23 protein-coding genes are annotated in these 16,087 nt (G+C 63.7%); 6 read left to right on the top strand and 17 right to left on the bottom strand.

The genetic code is table 11. The features are described from left to right. Positions 1-11: 11 nt before the first annotated feature. The 6 genes from RTK35_RS26900 to RTK35_RS26875 form a co-directional block, all read right to left on the bottom strand. Positions 12-668, bottom strand: a complete 657-nt coding sequence (locus RTK35_RS26900; RefSeq protein WP_316909402.1) for a phage virion morphogenesis protein — start codon at positions 666-668, stop codon at positions 12-14. Next, a complete protein-coding gene (locus RTK35_RS26895) occupies positions 649-1,104 on the bottom strand; it encodes a phage tail protein (protein ID WP_182851889.1) in 456 nt (151 codons plus the stop codon). The genes RTK35_RS26900 and RTK35_RS26895 overlap by 20 nt, the downstream gene beginning before the upstream one ends. Next, positions 1,101-1,562 carry a head completion/stabilization protein gene (locus RTK35_RS26890; RefSeq protein ID WP_182851890.1) on the bottom strand — a complete coding sequence of 154 codons (462 nt, stop codon included), beginning with the start codon at positions 1,560-1,562 and terminating at the stop codon, positions 1,101-1,103. Before RTK35_RS26890 ends, RTK35_RS26895 begins: the two co-directional genes overlap by 4 nt. A gap of 98 nt (positions 1,563-1,660) precedes the next feature. After that, positions 1,661-2,365, bottom strand: a complete 705-nt coding sequence (gene gpM, locus RTK35_RS26885; protein ID WP_182851891.1) for a phage terminase small subunit — start codon at positions 2,363-2,365, stop codon at positions 1,661-1,663. Continuing rightward, entirely contained in the window at positions 2,362-3,393 is a 1,032-nt protein-coding gene (locus tag RTK35_RS26880) for a phage major capsid protein, P2 family (RefSeq protein WP_316909401.1), read from the bottom strand. Before RTK35_RS26880 ends, gpM begins: the two co-directional genes overlap by 4 nt. A gap of 1 nt (position 3,394) precedes the next feature. Beyond that, on the bottom strand, positions 3,395-4,321 hold the full coding sequence (locus tag RTK35_RS26875; RefSeq protein WP_316909400.1) for a GPO family capsid scaffolding protein: 927 nt from the start codon (positions 4,319-4,321) through the stop codon (positions 3,395-3,397). Positions 4,322-4,481: 160 nt separating this feature from the next. Between RTK35_RS26875 and RTK35_RS26870 the strand changes: the two genes are divergently transcribed. The 3 genes from RTK35_RS26870 to RTK35_RS26860 are packed head-to-tail and all read left to right on the top strand — an operon-like array spanning position 4,482 to position 7,604. Further along, positions 4,482-6,530, top strand: coding sequence for a terminase large subunit domain-containing protein (locus tag RTK35_RS26870; protein WP_316909399.1), 2,049 nt, complete (start codon positions 4,482-4,484; stop codon positions 6,528-6,530). Then, complete coding sequence (locus RTK35_RS26865) at positions 6,442-7,296, top strand: phage portal protein (protein ID WP_316909398.1); 855 nt, start codon at positions 6,442-6,444, stop codon at positions 7,294-7,296. Before RTK35_RS26870 ends, RTK35_RS26865 begins: the two co-directional genes overlap by 89 nt. A gap of 50 nt (positions 7,297-7,346) precedes the next feature. Continuing rightward, the gene (locus RTK35_RS26860) at positions 7,347-7,604 is read left to right on the top strand and encodes an ogr/Delta-like zinc finger family protein (RefSeq protein WP_182851896.1); all 258 of its coding nucleotides are present in this window, start codon (positions 7,347-7,349) and stop codon (positions 7,602-7,604) included. A 714-nt stretch (positions 7,605-8,318) separates the two neighbouring features. On the opposite strand, the gene RTK35_RS26855 is transcribed toward RTK35_RS26860, so the two are convergent. The 10 genes from RTK35_RS26855 to RTK35_RS26810 all read right to left on the bottom strand — a co-directional run bounded on the left by RTK35_RS26855 (position 8,319) and on the right by RTK35_RS26810 (position 14,083). Next, complete coding sequence (locus tag RTK35_RS26855) at positions 8,319-8,537, bottom strand: hypothetical protein (protein ID WP_316909397.1); 219 nt, start codon at positions 8,535-8,537, stop codon at positions 8,319-8,321. Beyond that, the gene (locus RTK35_RS26850; RefSeq protein ID WP_316909396.1) at positions 8,530-8,733 is read right to left on the bottom strand and encodes a hypothetical protein; all 204 of its coding nucleotides are present in this window, start codon (positions 8,731-8,733) and stop codon (positions 8,530-8,532) included. Before RTK35_RS26850 ends, RTK35_RS26855 begins: the two co-directional genes overlap by 8 nt. Further along, positions 8,730-9,260: a DUF2786 domain-containing protein gene (locus RTK35_RS26845; protein WP_316909395.1), complete on the bottom strand. Its 531-nt coding sequence runs from the start codon at positions 9,258-9,260 to the stop codon at positions 8,730-8,732. Before RTK35_RS26845 ends, RTK35_RS26850 begins: the two co-directional genes overlap by 4 nt. Then, positions 9,257-9,508 carry a hypothetical protein gene (locus tag RTK35_RS26840; RefSeq protein ID WP_316909394.1) on the bottom strand — a complete coding sequence of 84 codons (252 nt, stop codon included), beginning with the start codon at positions 9,506-9,508 and terminating at the stop codon, positions 9,257-9,259. Before RTK35_RS26840 ends, RTK35_RS26845 begins: the two co-directional genes overlap by 4 nt. Before the next feature lie 62 nt (positions 9,509-9,570). After that, positions 9,571-9,822 (bottom strand): hypothetical protein, encoded by a 252-nt coding sequence (locus tag RTK35_RS26835; protein WP_069564644.1) that lies wholly within the window; start codon positions 9,820-9,822, stop codon positions 9,571-9,573. Continuing rightward, a complete protein-coding gene (locus RTK35_RS26830) occupies positions 9,819-10,172 on the bottom strand; it encodes a hypothetical protein (protein WP_316909393.1) in 354 nt (117 codons plus the stop codon). The genes RTK35_RS26835 and RTK35_RS26830 overlap by 4 nt, the downstream gene beginning before the upstream one ends. Positions 10,173-10,186: 14 nt before the next feature. Then, entirely contained in the window at positions 10,187-10,543 is a 357-nt protein-coding gene (locus RTK35_RS26825; protein ID WP_182851900.1) for a hypothetical protein, read from the bottom strand. Beyond that, positions 10,540-10,719 (bottom strand): hypothetical protein, encoded by a 180-nt coding sequence (locus tag RTK35_RS26820; protein ID WP_316909392.1) that lies wholly within the window; start codon positions 10,717-10,719, stop codon positions 10,540-10,542. The genes RTK35_RS26825 and RTK35_RS26820 overlap by 4 nt, the downstream gene beginning before the upstream one ends. Positions 10,720-11,182: 463 nt before the next feature. Then, complete coding sequence (locus RTK35_RS26815; protein WP_316909391.1) at positions 11,183-13,837, bottom strand: toprim domain-containing protein; 2,655 nt, start codon at positions 13,835-13,837, stop codon at positions 11,183-11,185. A 9-nt stretch (positions 13,838-13,846) separates the two neighbouring features. After that, complete coding sequence (locus tag RTK35_RS26810; protein WP_316909390.1) at positions 13,847-14,083, bottom strand: hypothetical protein; 237 nt, start codon at positions 14,081-14,083, stop codon at positions 13,847-13,849. A gap of 87 nt (positions 14,084-14,170) precedes the next feature. Here RTK35_RS26810 and RTK35_RS26805 point away from each other — a divergent pair, with 87 nt between their 5' ends. The 3 genes from RTK35_RS26805 to RTK35_RS26795 are packed head-to-tail and all read left to right on the top strand — an operon-like array spanning position 14,171 to position 15,769. Further along, complete coding sequence (locus RTK35_RS26805; protein WP_316909389.1) at positions 14,171-14,419, top strand: helix-turn-helix transcriptional regulator; 249 nt, start codon at positions 14,171-14,173, stop codon at positions 14,417-14,419. Beyond that, positions 14,416-14,655, top strand: a complete 240-nt coding sequence (locus tag RTK35_RS26800; protein ID WP_316909388.1) for a helix-turn-helix transcriptional regulator — start codon at positions 14,416-14,418, stop codon at positions 14,653-14,655. The genes RTK35_RS26805 and RTK35_RS26800 overlap by 4 nt, the downstream gene beginning before the upstream one ends. Positions 14,656-14,659: 4 nt before the next feature. Then, entirely contained in the window at positions 14,660-15,769 is a 1,110-nt protein-coding gene (locus RTK35_RS26795; RefSeq protein WP_316909387.1) for a tyrosine-type recombinase/integrase, read from the top strand. A gap of 36 nt (positions 15,770-15,805) precedes the next feature. On the opposite strand, the gene RTK35_RS26790 is transcribed toward RTK35_RS26795, so the two are convergent. After that, on the bottom strand, positions 15,806-16,078 hold the full coding sequence (locus RTK35_RS26790) for an HPr family phosphocarrier protein (protein WP_074971626.1): 273 nt from the start codon (positions 16,076-16,078) through the stop codon (positions 15,806-15,808). Between the last annotated feature and the right edge of the window lie 9 nt (positions 16,079-16,087).

The raw sequence follows: 16,087 nt of genomic DNA, 5'->3' as shown, positions 1-16,087 counted from the left end.
GCGAGGCCTCGCTATCGGGGTGCGTTGAGGGTTTGCTGCAGCACGGTGTTGGCGATCTCGCGCACGTCCTGCGTATCCGCGCCCAGGACGGCACGGGCCGGCAGCTCGATCTGCCAGCGCTGTTTCTTGGTTTCGTCGAGCAGCTTGGAAAGAATCAGGCCGGCTCGGCCGTTGGTGAGGTTCGCCTGGATCCAGCCGAGGCTCGGGCGCTTCCAGCGCTTGGCGGCACGGATCCGGTAACCGGCTTTCAGCAGGGCGCGCGCCTGGAAGCGGGAGGCCGGTTCGTCGTAGTCGGGCGTCGCGCCGGCACGGCGCATCCGGGCCGCGCTCATGGACTGCGGCCGGCCGTGCTGGTGGTCGCCAGCGATGCTGCCCATCAGGCGGTTGCCCCAGCCCAGGACGGCCTCGTCAGGGCTCAGGCTGACCACCTGCAGCGCCTTGGCCAGGCCGCGCATCATCTTTCGCTTGCTGCCGTTCTTCCGGGGGGCGTAGGGGGTGCCGTCGACGTTGCGCTGCTCGCGGATGCGCTTGCGGTTACCGGTGCGCACGCGCTTGCTGATGGTGTTCAGCAGGCGGCGGCGCTTTGGCGGCGGCAGGGCCAGCGCTGCCAGCAACTGCTCGGCGTCCAGCAGGCCGCGCACGTCGAAATCAACGGTCGGTGTGGCCATCGGTCACCCTCCCGTCGTGGGCAATCCACAGATCAAAGGGCACGAACGCCCAGCGCTTGCCGAAGGCCTCGATCTCGCCATCGGCGTCTTCGGCCAGGTGCTGCGGCTCGATGAACTCCAGCTGCAGCTCCACGTCGGCCAGGTCCGGGTCGAGCTGGTCAACCTCGAACACCGGGGCCGGCAGCGCGTCGTCCTCGCGGTTGGGGTCGTTGCTCTCCAGCCAGGATCCGACCAGGGCCATCAGGCGGCCCGGATGGTCGGCGAAGCGCTCCAGGACGATCACCGCGCGGTAGCGCATATCGCCCATGTGCAGGCCGTTCTCGGTGTGCTTCCAGTACAGCGGCAGGGAGACCTGTTCGGTCCAGCTGTCCAGCTGCTCGGCAGCGACCAGGCGGCGCTCGATCAGAAAGGCGGTCAGGGCGCGCAGCTTGATCACAGCAGCACCGCCGTCACACGGCCCCGGCCCTGGATCTGGCGCACGGCCTGCTGGCTGTAGGCCAGGAAGGCTTCGTGGGTCTCTGGCGCTTCCTTGGCCAGGTTGGCGGCCTCAGCGCGGCGGTTCACCGTGGCGAACTGCTGCAGCAGGTAGGCCTTGGCGCGGCAGTAAACCGCGCGCTTGTAGATGGCCACGTAGAAGCCGCGCTCCGGCAGCAGCAGCGGGTCGGCGCTCGCCACCTGGGTGACGCCGGCCGCCAGCCAGGCCCGTTTGCGCTTGGCCAGGTCGCGGTTCACTTCGCCCATGGCAGCGGTGATGCCATCGGCCAGCAGCTCCACCAGGTACTCCGCCGGCAGGCGGTAGCCCTTCTGGAACTCGGCCACGCCGAGATCCGGCCAGAAGCCGTCGTTCTCGATCACCTGTTCCACCAGGGTGGTGGGTTTGCCGGAAAAGCTCATGGCTGGCCGCTCGAATAGGGCGGGGTGACTGCCGGTGGTGGTCCTGGCTGCAGGCAGCCGTTACACCAGGGCAGGCCCCGCTGGGGGTGGGTAGACGGTTACTCGGGGGCGTTGCCCTGCTCGGCCTTGCGCAGTGCTTTCTCGCAGGCCTCGCGGCGGGTCTTCACGCCGATCTCGGGGTAAAGGGTTTCGGCGCGGGTGAAGTGCTCGATGGCCGGGGCCCACTCGTCGCGCTCCATGGCCAGCACGCCCAGCAGCTTGTGGAAGCGCGCGGGGATCCGCTCGAACAGCTTCCACTCGCCATCCACCAGGGGCAGCAGGTTGGAAACGTAGGGCTCGGGGCTGCGGCCTGCCTTGTGCTCGGCTTCGGCCCAGTCGATCACCTCATCCGCCACAAAGGTCGGGATGTTGCGGTCGAAGGGCAGTTCCTGGCCTTGCGCCATGGCGAAGGTGGCCAGCTCCATTCCCTGCTCGAACTGGGCGGTGTCGAACAGCCACACCAGGACGTACGCCAGCACCGGGTTGGGGTAGTTCAGGCCGCTTTCGCGGTAGCGCTGCACGTACTCCAGGTACTTGGGCAGCAGCTCGTCGCGCTTGAGCAGCTGACGCTGCTCGCGGCTGTCGATCCGGCTGATGCGCTCCAGGTCTACGGCAAGCGCCGACTCCATCAGCTTGAGGTGCTTCTGCGCGTTGGCCGGGCTGCTCAAGGCGTTGGCGGCGCTGTAGGGCTGGGCGGCCGGGGCCGAGCTGGCAAGGTCGCTGCCAGCCAGGACGCGGCGCTTGTGGGCCAGGGCGAGGCTCACGGCGCCACCTCCGGCAGCACTTCGATGTTCTCGGTCAGCGCGAACTTCTCCAGCTGCTCGATCACGTAGCCTTCGTTACGGCTGTTGTAGTCCTCGACGCGGGAGCGCTTCGGGTTGTCGACGGTCTGCTTGCGCCAGCTGGAGTCCTGGAAGTAGATCGACAGGTTGTCAAAGCTGGTGACCAGAATCGCGTTCACCGGGAAGTTCGGCACGCTGTAGGCCGGCAGCCCGCCGTAGGTGGCGATCACCTGGGCCAGCTCGATGCGCTCTTTCTCGGTCGGGGTGTCGCCCTGCTTGGTGTAGAGCTTGGCCTTGTCGGCGGCCAGCAGGTCGCTGCCGATGATCGCCACCAGGTCGCCGTCATCGCGCAGGACTTCATCCACCATCTGCTTGGTGTCATGCACGGCGGCGTCGAGGTTGGCGTAGTCGCCACCCTTGCCGATGGTGACCTTGCCGGTCACCCTGCCTTCGCTAAGGACCTGGGCGGGGATCTGCTCACGGGCTTGCTGCAGCCAGCCCTTGTTCACGTCCTGGAGCTTCGGGTAGGCCTGCGGGTCGGTGTCGGCAGCCGCATGGGTGCCGTGGAAACCGATCATGATGCGGTCCTGGGCGATACGCTTCTGCACGGCGGCCGAATAGCGGTCGGCAAAGTCGGGGAACTTCGCCCAAGCATCGATCTTCGCGTAGGGCAGACCCACGTCCGAATGGGTGTCCTGCAGCTCGTACTGGGTGTTATCCAGCCCGGATGCATCCTTGGCCTCGCGGTCCTTCAGCTTGGTGTTGGTGCGACCCGTGACCGGCCCATTCACGCCGATGAAGACCTTCTCGCCCTTGATCTCGGTGACGGGCACGATGTTGATGCGCTCCAGGAAGTCGGCGCGGGCGGTGATCTTGTCGTTCAGCTCCTGGGCAATGCTGGGCTCCACCGCGAACTGGCGCGTGGGGTTCTCGACGCCGTAGGTCTCGGCGATGTCCGCCTGCAGCTGGGCGTAGCGTTCTGCACCTTGGGTGCTCAGCGGCTGGGCCATGTCAGAACACCTTCTTCTTGGCCGGGGTGACGGCACCGGTGGTGCGCGGCAACTGGCGGGCTTGGGCGGTGTTGAGCAGCTTGGTCATCTGCTGTTCCAGCTTCGAGAAGCGTTTTTCCAGACCCTGGCCCGCCTTCCTGCGACGGCTGAATTCGCGATCTGCTTCGGCCTGCTCGACGATCTCGGTCACGGCCTCCTCGACGCTTTCGACCAGGTCTTCGTTTTCGGTGTCGTCGACTTCCTCGGCGGCCGGTTCGATCACTGCCTGGATACCGGCGGCGACGATCAGCAGCTGCTCGAGGAGGGCCTTCAACGCTTTCGCGGTGGCTTCATCCATTGGTGGGGTGCTCTCGGTTGTGGTTTGCGGGGGAGGGGTGGGCGCGGCCTCGACTGAGAAGCGCTTGAAGAAAGTGGTCAGTGCGTTGATCAGCCCTTTGGTATCGGTGCTGTCGGTGTCGCCGTCGCGCAGCTGACCCAGCTCGACGGAAGCTGCGTAATAGGTGGCCTTGTGGGTGCGGCGGGAGAAGTACAGTTCCTGGGTGCCCAGGCTGGCCGGCTCGTCGGTGACGGCCAGGCCGGTGAGGTAGGCCTTGCCGGTGTTGGCGAAGTTCGGCCAGATCTCGATGCTGGTGAACAGCTTTTCGCCCCGGTCGTTGAGCTGCAGCAGCTTGTCGTTGGGCTTCAGCTGGGCTTCGAGGGCGACCTGGCCTTCCTCCAGCTCCGGGTCGTCCTCGACCAGGCGCACGGCGAACACGGTGCCGTGCGAGCCATACCAGCGCTCATGCTCAGCCCAGATCACGGCGGTATAGCGAGACGGCTTGTAGGTCTCTGCGATATCGCGCAGCTCCTGCGGGGTGATCTCGCGGCCGTCCACGGTTGGGCCGCTTACGGCGACGCGCTTCCAGTAGGAGACGAGGGAACGGGGCATGGGCTCAAAGCTCGGTGGCGGTTCAGTTGCCGCCACCATAGGCACCCCGAAAAGCGTGAACAAACGCTTTGCTTTTGCGCTGTAACTATCTGATAGAAATAGGAATTTATCGAAACGATAGGGCGCGTTTCGGCGCATTTCGCCGCATAGACTGCGGCCCATGCCCTACTCAGCCGAAATCAAGGAAACCGCCAAACGCCTGTACCTGCGCCGCACCAAGCCGCGCGAAATTCAGGCACAGCTCAGCCTGCCGAACGTTCGGATCATCTACTACTGGATCGCCAAAGGCGGCTGGGACGAGATGCTCACGGACGAAGAGCCGCTGAACGCCGTCAGCCGCCGCATCACCCTGCTGCTGGAGAAGCCCGGCAACCTCTCGAAAGACGACCTCAACGAGCTGGACCGCCTCACCGCCGTGCGCGAGCGCCTGCAGAAGCAGGCCGCCAAGCCGTCGCTGCAGCCCTACCCGGAGGCAGCGGCCGAGGCCCAGGGCGAGCGCCAGGGCGACGGGGGAGGGCGGCGCAAGGAACGCGGCAAACGCCGCGAGAAGCCGGCGAAGAACGACATCAGCGCCCTGACCGAAGTGGACTTCCTGGAGAAGTTCACCAGCAAGATGTTCGGCTACCAGTTGGAGCTGTTCGAGGCGAAGAAGAACCCGCTGACGGCTCGGATCCGCAACGTTCTCAAAAGCCGACAGATTGGCCTGACCTACTACTTCGCCGCCGAAGCTTTCATGGATGCGGTGCTGACCGGCGACAACCAGATGTTCCTGTCCGCCAGCCGCGCCCAGGCCGAGATCTTCCGCAGCTACATCGTCGGCTTCGCGGCCGAGTGGTTCGGCCTGCAGCTCACCGGCAACCCCATCCAGCTGTCGAAAGACGGCAAGCCATGGGCCGAGCTGCGCTTCCTCTCCACCAACAGCAGCACCGCCCAGGGGCACCACGGCCACGTCTACATCGACGAATACTTCTGGATCCGCGACTTCGCCAAGCTGGACGGCCTGGCCGGCGCCATGGCCTCCCACGCGCGGTGGCGCAAGACCTACTTTTCCACGCCCAGCGCCGTCACCCATCAGGCCTATCCGTTCTGGACCGGCGAGGAATTCCGCAACAGCAAGCGTGGCAAGAAGCTGGCCAAAGACTGGCCGAGCGAGGCCGCCATCCACCAGGGGGCGCTGTGCCCGGACGGCCAATGGCGCAAGGTGATCACCATCCTGGACGCCCAGGCCGGTGGCTGCACCCTGTTCGACATCGACCGGCTCAGGCTGGAGAACGACGAAGAGCGCTTCGACCAGCTCTACATGTGCAAATTCATCGACAGCACACAGAGCGTCTTCGCCCTGGCGGACCTCGAACGCTGCTACTCCGACCTCGGCCTGTGGACCGACTACGACCCCGACGACGACCGTCCCTACGGCAATGCGCCGGTCTGGCTGGGCTATGACCCCAGCCGCACCCGCGACGATGCGACGTGCGTTGTCGTGGCACCGCCCTTGGAGCCAGGGGCGCGCTTCCGGATCCTGGAGAAGCACAGCTGGCGGGGCCACTCCTTCACGTACCAGGCCGCCCAGGTGAAGAAGCTCTGCGAGCGCTTCAACGTCCAGCACATCGGCATCGACGTGACCGGCGTCGGCTATGGGGTGTTCGACATCGTGCGGGACTTCTTCCCCCGCGCAACGCCCATCCACTACAGCCTGGAAGCGAAGAACGCCCTGGTGCTCAAAGCCCAGGACACGATCCAGGCCGGGCGGATCCAGTGGGACGCCGGCTGGACCGACGTCGCCCAGGCCTTCCTCACCATCAAGCGCGGCACCACGGCCAGCGGCCAGATCACCTACAGCGCATCGCGCACCGATGCCACCGGCCACGCGGATATCGCCTGGGCGGTGATGCACGCGCTGCACCACGAACCCCTCAACACCAACAAGCGGCGGCGTAGCCGCTACTCGACACTCGACCAGGGCAGCCATGGCAAAGCAAAGAAGACAGCACAGCAAGCGGGAACAACAGCGCAGCACCCGGGCGTTCTCGTTCGGAGCGCCGGAGCAGGTGCTGACCGGCAACATAGGCGAGTACCTGGGCGTCTTCCCCAGTCACGACGGCCGGCTGTATGTGCCCCCGGTGTCGCGCACCGGGCTGGCCAAACTGCTGCGCGCCAACGCGCACCACGGCGCCATCCCGAAGTTCAAGCGCAACCTGCTGCTGCGTGACTTCATCCCGTCGCTGGGCTGCAGCACGCGCACCCTGGGCTGCGGGGTGCTGGACTTCATCGTGTTCGGCGAGGCCTATTTCCTCGCGCTGGAAAACGCCTTCGGGCAGGTGATCGAGCTGCAGCACCTGCCGGCGATCAACATGCGGGTAAAGGTGGATGGCGGCTTCGTCATGCTCTTGCCCAACGGCCAGGAAGTGGAGTTCGAGGCCGACGAGGTGGTGCACGTCATGGACTACGACGTGGAGCAGAACATCTACGGCGTGCCCGACTACCTGGGCGGCATGCAGGCGCTGCTGTTGAACGAGGCGGCCACCCTGTTCCGGCGCCGCTACTACAGCAACGGCGCCCACGCGGGCTTCATCTTCTACACCAACGACCCCGACCTGACCGAAGAGGATGAAGAGGAAATGAAGGCGCAGATCGGGGCGAGCAAGGGCGTGGGCAATTTCCGCTCGATGTTCGTGAACATCCCCGGCGGTGCCGAGAAGGCGATTCAGATCATCCCCGTGGGCGACTTCCAGGCGAAGGACGAACTGGAGAAGGTGAAGAACATCACCCGCAACGACGTGATCGCCGCGCACCGGATGAACCCCGCGCTGGCCGGCATCATGCCGGAGAACGTGGGCGGCTTCGGGGATATCGAGAAGATCGACCGGGTGTACACCAACAACGAGATCCGCCCTATCCAGTTGCTCTTCCTGGAGCTGAACCAGGTGCTGCGGCAGGACCGGCGAATAGCGTTCGCGGAAGCGGATGACCACTAGATGTTGTGGCAGAATGTGCCCGTTCGAACACCTCGGGGGAGGGCAAGACGGTGCGGATCTACTGCAAGGAATGTGGCGGCAAGGCCAGAATCGGTTCGAGGGACGCGCTATCTGTGGAGTTCGCCCGGTTGTATTGCCAGTGCCTGGATCCTCGGTGTGGCCATACGTTCGTGATGAATCTCACCTACTCGCACGCCCTGCGGCCGGCGGCCGGGGCAATCGATCAGTTGCTATTCGACCGCCTCCGTGAACTCCCGCCAGCCCAACAGCGTCAGCTGTTCGATCAACTGGGGACGCTGCCGGCTTGACCCATGGCTGCGGAGCAATTCCGCAGCCGCTCAGCGGACCACTCAGCCACGATCTGGGCACCTACGCGCTCATAATCATCCAACGAAACAGCGCCGATTACTCGACCGAGGAAACTTATAACTTGGGCTACCTCATCCATCTCGTCGCGGGGATTGATGGCGCTGTTTGTGTACTTTTCCATTGCCGTTTACTCCATGAATGGCAGATCTAAGCGGGTCGAACTTTACTTACTGAAAATTTGTGCGGTCAAGCACTTTTTTCAGCTTGCTTATTTCGTTTCCCATGTTAGGACGTGAAGTTTCCTCATATCCCATCTTGGGGGCTGAAAGCTAGGTTTGGCGGGGCTTTCAGAGTTTTAGAAGGTTGCGTAATTACGTATTTAAGTAATTACTTAATTACGTAGTCCCGAATTCGGAATTCGCGAATTCTCGTGTTCGATATAGTGATAGTGCACGTCTGAAAATGTACAAAAGTGCAAAGGCGCAAATGGCCAAAAGTACAAAAGAACAACGGGGCGTCAGGGTTTTCGCGGAGTGTGCGTGTTAACGGGTGTTTACTATTTAAGTGTCGATATAACGATACTGCACCGTGCTGCTTGCGCTCGATCACTCATTCTCGACAGCGAGTTGTGGCAAGAAAATGGGGCGCCGAAGCGCCCCGTTGAAGTGGTGGGATTGAGCGTCCCAAACCCCAGATTCGGGTTTGGCTTCCGGTCAGCTCGCCAGCTTGTCAGCCTGGATCAGCCGCGATCTGGCGTTGAGCCAGGCGCGGCGGTCGCCGGGGGTGCCGCTGAAAAACACCGCACGACGCCCTGCCTTGCTGAACATCAGGTGCAGGTTCCTGGTCTTGGCGACCATCCAGCCTGCTGCCTCGGCGAAGCTCACCAGCCGCTTCACGTCTTCACAGCAGCCGCGCACGGAACGGTTACGCATCGTCGGCCTCCGGAAGCGAGAAGGTGCAGACGCCGCCGGTTTCGTCTTCCAGTTCCACCAGGTCGGGGTGAAAGCCCAGCTTGGTGGCCAGGTTTTCGGCAGCACGGCGGGCACTCTCGGCGCTGCTGGAGGTGGCCTTCTGGCCCTTGGCGCGGGCCACGTAGCTGCCGGCGCTCAGTCGGGTGGTGATGATCATTTTCGGGCCTCCAAGCGCGGGTTAACTGGTGTTGGCTGTATAGCGGAAGCCATCGCCAGCATTGCCATATCCTGCTCGCTGAGGGCTTTTGGCGCGGCACCATCGTCCGCTGTTGGGGCAAAGATCCGGTTGGCCTGGACAAACGCGCAGTAGGCCTGCTCGAAGCAATCAGCCAGAGAGGCTTTGAGCACGGAAAAATGGAGCTCGAACTCGATAGCCTCAGATGCCGTTACCTCAACACCAATTTGGGAACGGCGTTTCTTGCTGGTGTAGGCGGCCACGTCGAAACTGTCGGTCACCTTGGAGAGGATCTGTTGTGCCAGGCGGCGCTGGAATGGGCCTACACATGAGAACCAGCGGATCTCGCGCTTGTCGCCCTGAAGGTCATCCAGTGTCAGGCCATGACGGCGAAGCATGTTCTCAAGCATTCGGCGGGCATTGTCTTTCTCTCCACCTTCCCCACGCTCTGCCAGTGCCATCAGCTTTCTGAGTTTCGCCTGCAGTTTCTCGTCGTCTTGTGTACTCATCTTGATTCCTTACGCGCTTGCAAAGTGGCGGAACGGGGCTTTCTCGGGGCAGTCAGCAGGGTGGCGATCACCCGTACGTCAGCGGCGCTCAGCTCGCCGCGTTGCTGGGCCTGGGTGGCCAACTGCTCCAGGTGCTCGCGGGAGGCCTGGCTGCGGTTCACCTGGAAGCCGATCAGGGCCTGGCCCAGCAGGTGGATGGCCGGTGTGGTAGCCTTCACGGCGCTACCGCGTGGGTGTTGTGCTTGCATACACGTCTCTCCTAAGTGGTGGTTGGTGCCGGGGGAGTTGCCGCTCCTCCAGCACTTCTCTTTCACGCCACCGGCAGTGCCGTGGCGGTGAATACCGGGCGCATATCGCGCCGAACCTCGAAAATCCCCAGATCGTTACCGTCCACGTCCATCAGGTGAATCAAGGTCACCAGGGACGGCTGTTCGCCTGGGCGGTGTCGCCAGAAGTCGCTGGCGGCCAGCTCGGCCAGATCCGTGGCCGTGGCGTTCTCCAGGTAGATCGAAGGCAAGGGCAGCTCGCCGCTGATGCCGTTCGCGCCGTAGTAAACGATCACGCCCGTACCTCCCTGCCCCACATGGCCACCAGCTCGGCCCAGATGGCCTGACCGTTCGGGACCCGTTCGTGGATCTCCACTTCCGGGCTGTAATCCATCATCAGCACGCGCAGGCAGTCCTCGAACTTGCTCAGGTCAAGGCCGCGCAGCTCGGTCAGGTCGAAGCGGTAGTCCGGGCCGTTGTACAGGCCCAGCAGGAAGCGGCCGACGGCGCGGCCCTGGCCGGTTGGCCGCACGGCTACGGGAATCAGCCGGTTGAGCGCCTGCATCCCGCTGGTGACCACAGCGTGGCGCTGGGCCTGGTAGGCCTGCTTTTTGGCGATCTGATCGTGCAGGTTGAACTCGTTCATGAGTGGCTCCGTTCTCAGTTGCTGGGGGTGGTGTGAAAGGTAGCCAGCAGGCCGACCAGTACCTGGAACACCTCGGCGCCCAGGTCGGTGGCGGTCAGTTGGCCGACGTGCAGGCCGACCTCGGCCTGCAGCCATTCGGCGCGCTGCGGGTTGGCCAGGCAGGCCATGGTCAGCAGCAGGGCGCGCCGAGGTGTGTCCAGGGCTTGCAGGCGCTTGAGCAGCGGTGCGAGTCCTGTACCGGACACGTCCAGGTCGCGCTGGCCCAGTGGGAGTTCCACCAGCTGCGCGGCGCGCTGCCACCAGCGGGGGAAGTCACGACCGCGTGCTGGGTCCAGGGGGCAGCGCTCGGGGGCTTGGGTGAGGGCGTTCATCGCTTGCGGTACTCCTGTTTCAGTCGGTTGAGGCGGGCGCGCATGTCGTCGCGCAGGGCCTTGCCGCGCTTGGGGTGATCCAGCCAGTCCACGATGTCCTGGCGCGTCCAGTGATTGAGAAAGTGGCGGGCCAGGCAGTCGCGGCGGTGGATTTCGGTGGGGCTCAGCTCGGCCATGGCGGGCACCTCGCCGGGCTGCAGAGGGGCGAGAAAAACCAAAACCCCGCGTATGCCCCCGGAACGTCCGGAACATCCGGAACATGCATAGGGGTGAAAGTCTGGAGCCCGCGCCGTTCGGGGTTTTCAGGGTTCTGAAAATGTTCCGGTGCTACCGGAACATATGAGAACGGCGTTTTCCCTGGAATCGCTGTAACGCCCATGGCACTAAGGCTGTAGCGGTTATTTGGATGTTCCGCTTTATGAAAATCCGACCGAACAAAGAAGAACGATTCGGTTCCGGTTGCGTCAGGTTTGTTCCACCTGCTGTGGAACAGGTTTTCTCTTGTAAGTACCTGATTCTTATGAATATTTTTCTTATTAAATCTAATGTTCCGGATGTTCCGGACAGAATGAGGCAGTACGCACAAAACGTTGATACAGCCTGCAGGCCTACCCAGACGGCACTTCATCCCCCGATCCATCACTCTTTCCCCCGCTTGGCGAACACCCAGCAGTTGAGGGGGCGCTTCTCCAGCTTCGAGCGCACTTTGCGCACCTCGATAAAGCGGTGGGTGGTGCTCAGCGGCAGCACACGGCGCAGGGTTACGGCGGGGATGACCTCCATGCCGGCCTGGCGGCAGGCCTGCTGGAAGTGCTCCAGGTTGATGGCGATCAGGTCACGATCATGGCTGTGGTTCAGCCGCTCGCGGATCTCTTCGCGGGTGCCGTCGCCGTCCGTGGTGGTCACCACGTCTTCATTCAGGAAGTGATAGATCTGCCAGAACTGGGCGGCGCTGCGGTTCTCGGCGCCGATGCACTGCTGCCGCTCCAGGGCGCAGCCCTCCAGGTGCTTGGCCAGGGCCTCGAGGTCGTTGTCCGTCCAGGCGGGGAACAGCGCCTGGGTAGCCTTGGCGGCAGCCATCACCTGGGTATGGCATTGCACGATCCGGCTGTGCTCCACGCCCTTGAGGGCCTGAAAGCGCTGTTCGTAGTGGGCGAAGGCTGTGAAGTAGCGCTCCAGCCAGCCGCGTTCGTCGCACAGCACCGCGCGCAGGAAGCCGGCGACGTCTTCCACGTCCATGCCGCGCAGGCGCTGTGCCAGTGGCTTGAGCGCCGGGCTATGGTGGGCGCGGGTCATGTGCAGATAGACGATGCGGGTGATGATCGCCTCGTGCCCTTCCACCTTGGCGTTCTGCGAGATGCAGATGCCGCCCCGGAACAGCAGCGCCTCGGTGTCCGCGTTGGTGCTCTTGACCCCGGTCACGCGCAGCTTGGCGTTGTAGTCGAACAGCGGCTTGATGTCCTCCCAGTTGTACTGCACCACCACTTCACGCCCCATGGCGTCGGTGGTGGTCTTGTCGGACTCCAGCAGCACCACCGGCAGGTTGCTGACGGCCGCCATGGCGCGCAGCAGGCCGATGGCTGAAGCGCCGCTGCCGCTGGGCTTGATGCCTTCCTCATTGCGCCGGCCGACCAGCATCCAGAGGAAGCGCAGCAGGGTGGACTTGCCCGCGCCGGCATCGCCGGTCAGCTCAAGGAACGGCCAGGATGCCTGCGCCGCGCGGATCTGCTGGGCGAACAGCGTGCCCGTCCACCAGGCCAGCGCCGCCAGGCCATTGAGGCCGAACACGGCCATGAAGTCGGCGAACCACTCCGGGTCGAAGTCGCCGCCGCGCACCACCGGCAAGCTGCGCACCGAGGTCTTCAGGCCCTCGCCATTCACGTCCAGGTAGCCGTGTTCGTTGTTCATGATCTCTTGCCCTTTGTGGTAGCCGAAGGTCGGGTAGCAGTAGGCGGCGGTGTCGTCGTCGAAGCCGATGTAGGGGAGGGTGCGCACGGTGCGGGCGTCGCGCTGCCACTCCTTGCGGAGCATGGCCAGCACCTTCTCGCCACCGTCGAAGGTGCCGAAGGGGGTCTTCTCGATCAGGGCCTTGGCGAAGTTGCGCGGGTCGTTCACCGAGCTGGGCGGCAGTGCCTCGCGGCAGCTGCGCCGGGTGTTGGGGAACTCGAAGCTGAAGAAGAAGCGCTGCTCGCCGGTGACGGCATCGCGCTCGATGTACTCGAAGCGCGGCAGGCAGTTGGCTACCTCGTTGATGGTGGTGTGCTTGACGAACTCGGGCTGGTGGCCCTCCACGTCGTCGCCCTCGATGTCTTTCTGCAGCTCGGTGAGGTTCACCCGTGCCGCGTACAGGCAGCTGCCGAACTCCACCAGGAAGAAGCCGGTGCGCTTCTTCAGGTACAGCAGATAGGCCTTCTTCATCGGTGAGGTGGCGCAGAACAGGCGGCCCTGGTAGCAGGCTTCCTGCAGATAGGCGTCGTCCAGCTGGCCGTCGCGGTACACGTCGTCCCAGTCGCGGCCGGGCTCGCCCAGTGCTACCCAGCCGATTTCTTTCAGCTTGCGCAGCTGGGCCAGGTACTTGGGCACCGCCGCGCGCCCGGCCTTGTCGTTGTCCAGGGCAATGCACCAGGTGATCAGCTTTCCCTTGTTGTCCTCGATGATCTGCCAGGGGAAGTTGTTGCAGCTGATGGCCGCGATGGCCTTGTAGCCGGCCAGGTACAGGGCGATGGCGTGGAAGATCCCTTCCACCACATACACCCGGTCGCCATTCTCGAAGGTCTGCCCCGGTGGCACCCAGCCCTGGCCCTTGTAGTTCATCTTCCACTTGATGCCGGCCTTGTTGCCGTCGTTGCGGGCGACCGCGCGGGCATCGATCAGGCGTTCCCAGTAGCCGTCGCACAGCGGGAAGCGCACGGTGTCACCCCAGCTTTCATCGGCCAGCTTGCGGCGCGCCTGGGTGTACCAGCCCTGCATCTTGCTGATGTCGAAGCCCCGATTGCGCTGCAGGTAGGCGTCCGCGGTGGCGGTGGGGTTGGCCTCGGTGCTGGGGAAGCGCTCGCTCAGGTTCTCGAACAGGTAGCTGTAGCGCTCGCGGGTCTTCTCGGTGTGGCGGCATTCGTTCAGCCGGTTGCAGGCCAGCTGGAAGGGCTGCTTGCGGCTGACGTACAGGGTGCGGTGGCCACAGTTGGGGCAGAGGCCCTTCTGCAGGTAGGTGTCGCCGATGTCCTTGAAGTCCAGCTGCGGGTCGTTCTCCAGGGCCTGGATCACGTCGAGCCGGTAGATGTCCTCGAAGTTCATGCCGCCCCCTTAACCCTGGGTGGCGGCAGTGGCGCGTTGCTGGCCGCGCACGCGCTCGGCTTGTTCGGCGGCCTCCATGGCCAGATGAATCATGTTCACCAGCACGGCTTCTTTGCTGCCTTCGGTCTTCTCCCGGATCAGGATCCGGCCCTTCTCGATCTCGTTGCGGATGGTGCGTTCAGACTGGCCAGAACGGCGGGACAGCTCCCTGACTGTCGTGTAAGGCGTGTCGATGGTGATCTGCATTTGATAAGCTCCATGTGTATATATGCCGAAAAAGGTGGCATATGCACATGCTGAATGTGCATACGCACATTGTCAAGAGGGTAGGGGATGGAGCTGGGTTCGAAACTCAAGGAAGTGCGCCTGACTGAGCGATTGACTCAGGGGGAGATCTGCGAAATCACAGGGATAAAGCTGGAGACCTGGAAGGGCTACGAGTACGGTCGTCGAGCGTCTGTCAGCTCGGTTGAGCTGCTTAAAGTGACCAAGCACCCACGCTTCAAGAAGTACGCACTGTGGCTGGTTACGGATGAAACAGCCCCAGAGTGCGGCCAGATCAGTCCGGTGATCGGTCAATGAAACTGGGCGAGAAGCTGCGCCTGATTCGCGCAAGCGAGCAGTTGACCCAGGGGCAGATGGCCGAGCTGGTCGGGCTTAGTGTCGACACGCTCAAGAACTACGAACTGGCCCGCCGCCGTGAGATAAGCGCCCTGGCGCTGCTCAAGATCACCACCCACCCGTTGTTCACCAAATACACCCTGTGGCTGATGGCCGACCAGGTGGCGCCGGAGGCTGGGCAAGTCAGCCCGGTCTAGGCCTGTGTCGATCAAGAAGCTGGATAGCGGTGAGTGGTTGGTGGACTGCCGGCCCGAGGGGCGCAACGGCACGCGGATCCGCAAGAAGTTTCGCACCAGGAACGAAGCCCAGGTCTATCAGAACCGGATCATGGGTGACGGTGCACGGGGCGAGTTCGAGAAGAGGACGAAACGCGACGAGCGCCGCCTCAGCGAGCTGGTCGGGTTGTGGTTCACCCTCCACGGCAGCACGTTGAAGCGGGGCGACAAGCGCCGCAAGGAAATGCTGACGACCGTGGAGCGCATGGGCGATCCGAAGGTCTGCAACTTCACCGCTGAACTGTTCGGGGACTACCGTGCGGACCGCCTGGCGGGTAAGTGGGGGCGCGGCTCGGTTGGCTCCGGCAAGCGTAAAGGGGAGACCGCTCGGCCTGTCGGCCACAAGACGCTGAACCATGAGCTGGTCCACCTGCGCGCCATGTTCAATGAGCTGGAGCGGTTGGAAAAGTGGGAAGGGGAGAACCCCCTGAACAAGGTGCGAGCCCTGCCATCCGACGAGACCGAGATGGGCTACCTCAGCCGAGAGCAGATCCCGCAGCTGCTGGCCAAGCTCGATCAGCATCCGTCCACAGTGGGCATGGTCGCCCGCGTCTGCCTCGCCACGGGTGCCAGGTGGTCGGAAGCCATGGCGCTGACACCCGCCCAGGTACGCGACGGCCGGATCTACTTTGTCCGCACCAAGTCAGCCCGGAACCGGGCGGTGCCTATCTCAGCAGAGCTGCAGGCGATGCTGGAACGCGAACTGCCGTGGCGCTCTTCCTACTCGGCAACCTACAAGGCTTTCGAACTGGCCTCGGCAGAACTGGCTTTTGGCCTGCCGAAAGGCCAACTGACCCATGTGCTGCGCCACACCTTCGCCAGCCATTACATGATGAACGGCGGCGACATCCTGACCCTGCAGAGAGTGCTCGGCCACAGCAGCCTGACCATGACCATGCGCTACGCCCACTTCAGCCCCGGCCACCTCGCAGAGGTGGTCAATCTGAACCCTTTGGCGGACGGGTGTGGACGTTTTGTGGACAGTGAAACGAAATGCGAGAAGGGTGTGGACGTTGCCGAAGTGGCGCTAGCCTAGGCCCCTTGCGGGCTCCAGGCGTTTCTTAAGGGGCGATCACTCGCCCTCGTCAAACTTGTTGTTGATCAGCTCGATCAGGGCGTTGAGGGCTTCGTCGCCCTGGTCCCCATCGGTGTGCAGGTGGATGGGCGTGCCTTTGCCGGCGGCCAGCATCATCACGGCCATGATGCTCTTGCCGTCCACCAGGCTTTCCGGGGAGCGTCCGACGCGGACCTGACACGGGAAGCGGCCTGCCACGCCGACGAACTTCGCCGCAGCGCGGGCGTGCAGGCCGAGCTTGTTGCAGATGGTGATTTCACAGGCAGGCATCGCGTTTGT

This window comes from Pseudomonas sp. zfem003 (assembly GCF_032621675.1).
Classification (GTDB): domain Bacteria; phylum Pseudomonadota; class Gammaproteobacteria; order Pseudomonadales; family Pseudomonadaceae; genus Metapseudomonas; species Metapseudomonas otitidis.
This window is presented reverse-complemented; position numbering and strand designations above follow the sequence as displayed.

What these genes read in the sequence shown, in the direction of transcription:
- RTK35_RS26810 (WP_316909390.1), bottom strand. Translation starts at nt 14,083, where the DNA reads ATGCAGATCACCATCGACACGCCTTACACGACAGTCAGGGAGCTGTCC.
- RTK35_RS26855 (WP_316909397.1), bottom strand. Translation starts at nt 8,537, where the DNA reads ATGCGTAACCGTTCCGTGCGCGGCTGCTGTGAAGACGTGAAGCGGCTG.
- RTK35_RS26820 (WP_316909392.1), bottom strand. Translation starts at nt 10,719, where the DNA reads ATGGCCGAGCTGAGCCCCACCGAAATCCACCGCCGCGACTGCCTGGCC.
- RTK35_RS26890 (WP_182851890.1), bottom strand. Translation starts at nt 1,562, where the DNA reads ATGAGCTTTTCCGGCAAACCCACCACCCTGGTGGAACAGGTGATCGAG.
- RTK35_RS26880 (WP_316909401.1), bottom strand. Translation starts at nt 3,393, where the DNA reads ATGGCCCAGCCGCTGAGCACCCAAGGTGCAGAACGCTACGCCCAGCTG.
- RTK35_RS26800 (WP_316909388.1), top strand. Translation starts at nt 14,416, where the DNA reads ATGAAACTGGGCGAGAAGCTGCGCCTGATTCGCGCAAGCGAGCAGTTG.
- RTK35_RS26805 (WP_316909389.1), top strand. Translation starts at nt 14,171, where the DNA reads ATGGAGCTGGGTTCGAAACTCAAGGAAGTGCGCCTGACTGAGCGATTG.
- RTK35_RS26900 (WP_316909402.1), bottom strand. Translation starts at nt 668, where the DNA reads ATGGCCACACCGACCGTTGATTTCGACGTGCGCGGCCTGCTGGACGCC.
- RTK35_RS26790 (WP_074971626.1), bottom strand. Translation starts at nt 16,078, where the DNA reads ATGCCTGCCTGTGAAATCACCATCTGCAACAAGCTCGGCCTGCACGCC.
- RTK35_RS26840 (WP_316909394.1), bottom strand. Translation starts at nt 9,508, where the DNA reads ATGCAAGCACAACACCCACGCGGTAGCGCCGTGAAGGCTACCACACCG.
- RTK35_RS26825 (WP_182851900.1), bottom strand. Translation starts at nt 10,543, where the DNA reads ATGAACGCCCTCACCCAAGCCCCCGAGCGCTGCCCCCTGGACCCAGCA.
- RTK35_RS26870 (WP_316909399.1), top strand. Translation starts at nt 4,482, where the DNA reads ATGCCCTACTCAGCCGAAATCAAGGAAACCGCCAAACGCCTGTACCTG.
- RTK35_RS26875 (WP_316909400.1), bottom strand. Translation starts at nt 4,321, where the DNA reads ATGCCCCGTTCCCTCGTCTCCTACTGGAAGCGCGTCGCCGTAAGCGGC.
- RTK35_RS26850 (WP_316909396.1), bottom strand. Translation starts at nt 8,733, where the DNA reads ATGATCATCACCACCCGACTGAGCGCCGGCAGCTACGTGGCCCGCGCC.
- RTK35_RS26830 (WP_316909393.1), bottom strand. Translation starts at nt 10,172, where the DNA reads ATGAACGAGTTCAACCTGCACGATCAGATCGCCAAAAAGCAGGCCTAC.
- RTK35_RS26815 (WP_316909391.1), bottom strand. Translation starts at nt 13,837, where the DNA reads ATGAACTTCGAGGACATCTACCGGCTCGACGTGATCCAGGCCCTGGAG.
- RTK35_RS26845 (WP_316909395.1), bottom strand. Translation starts at nt 9,260, where the DNA reads ATGAGTACACAAGACGACGAGAAACTGCAGGCGAAACTCAGAAAGCTG.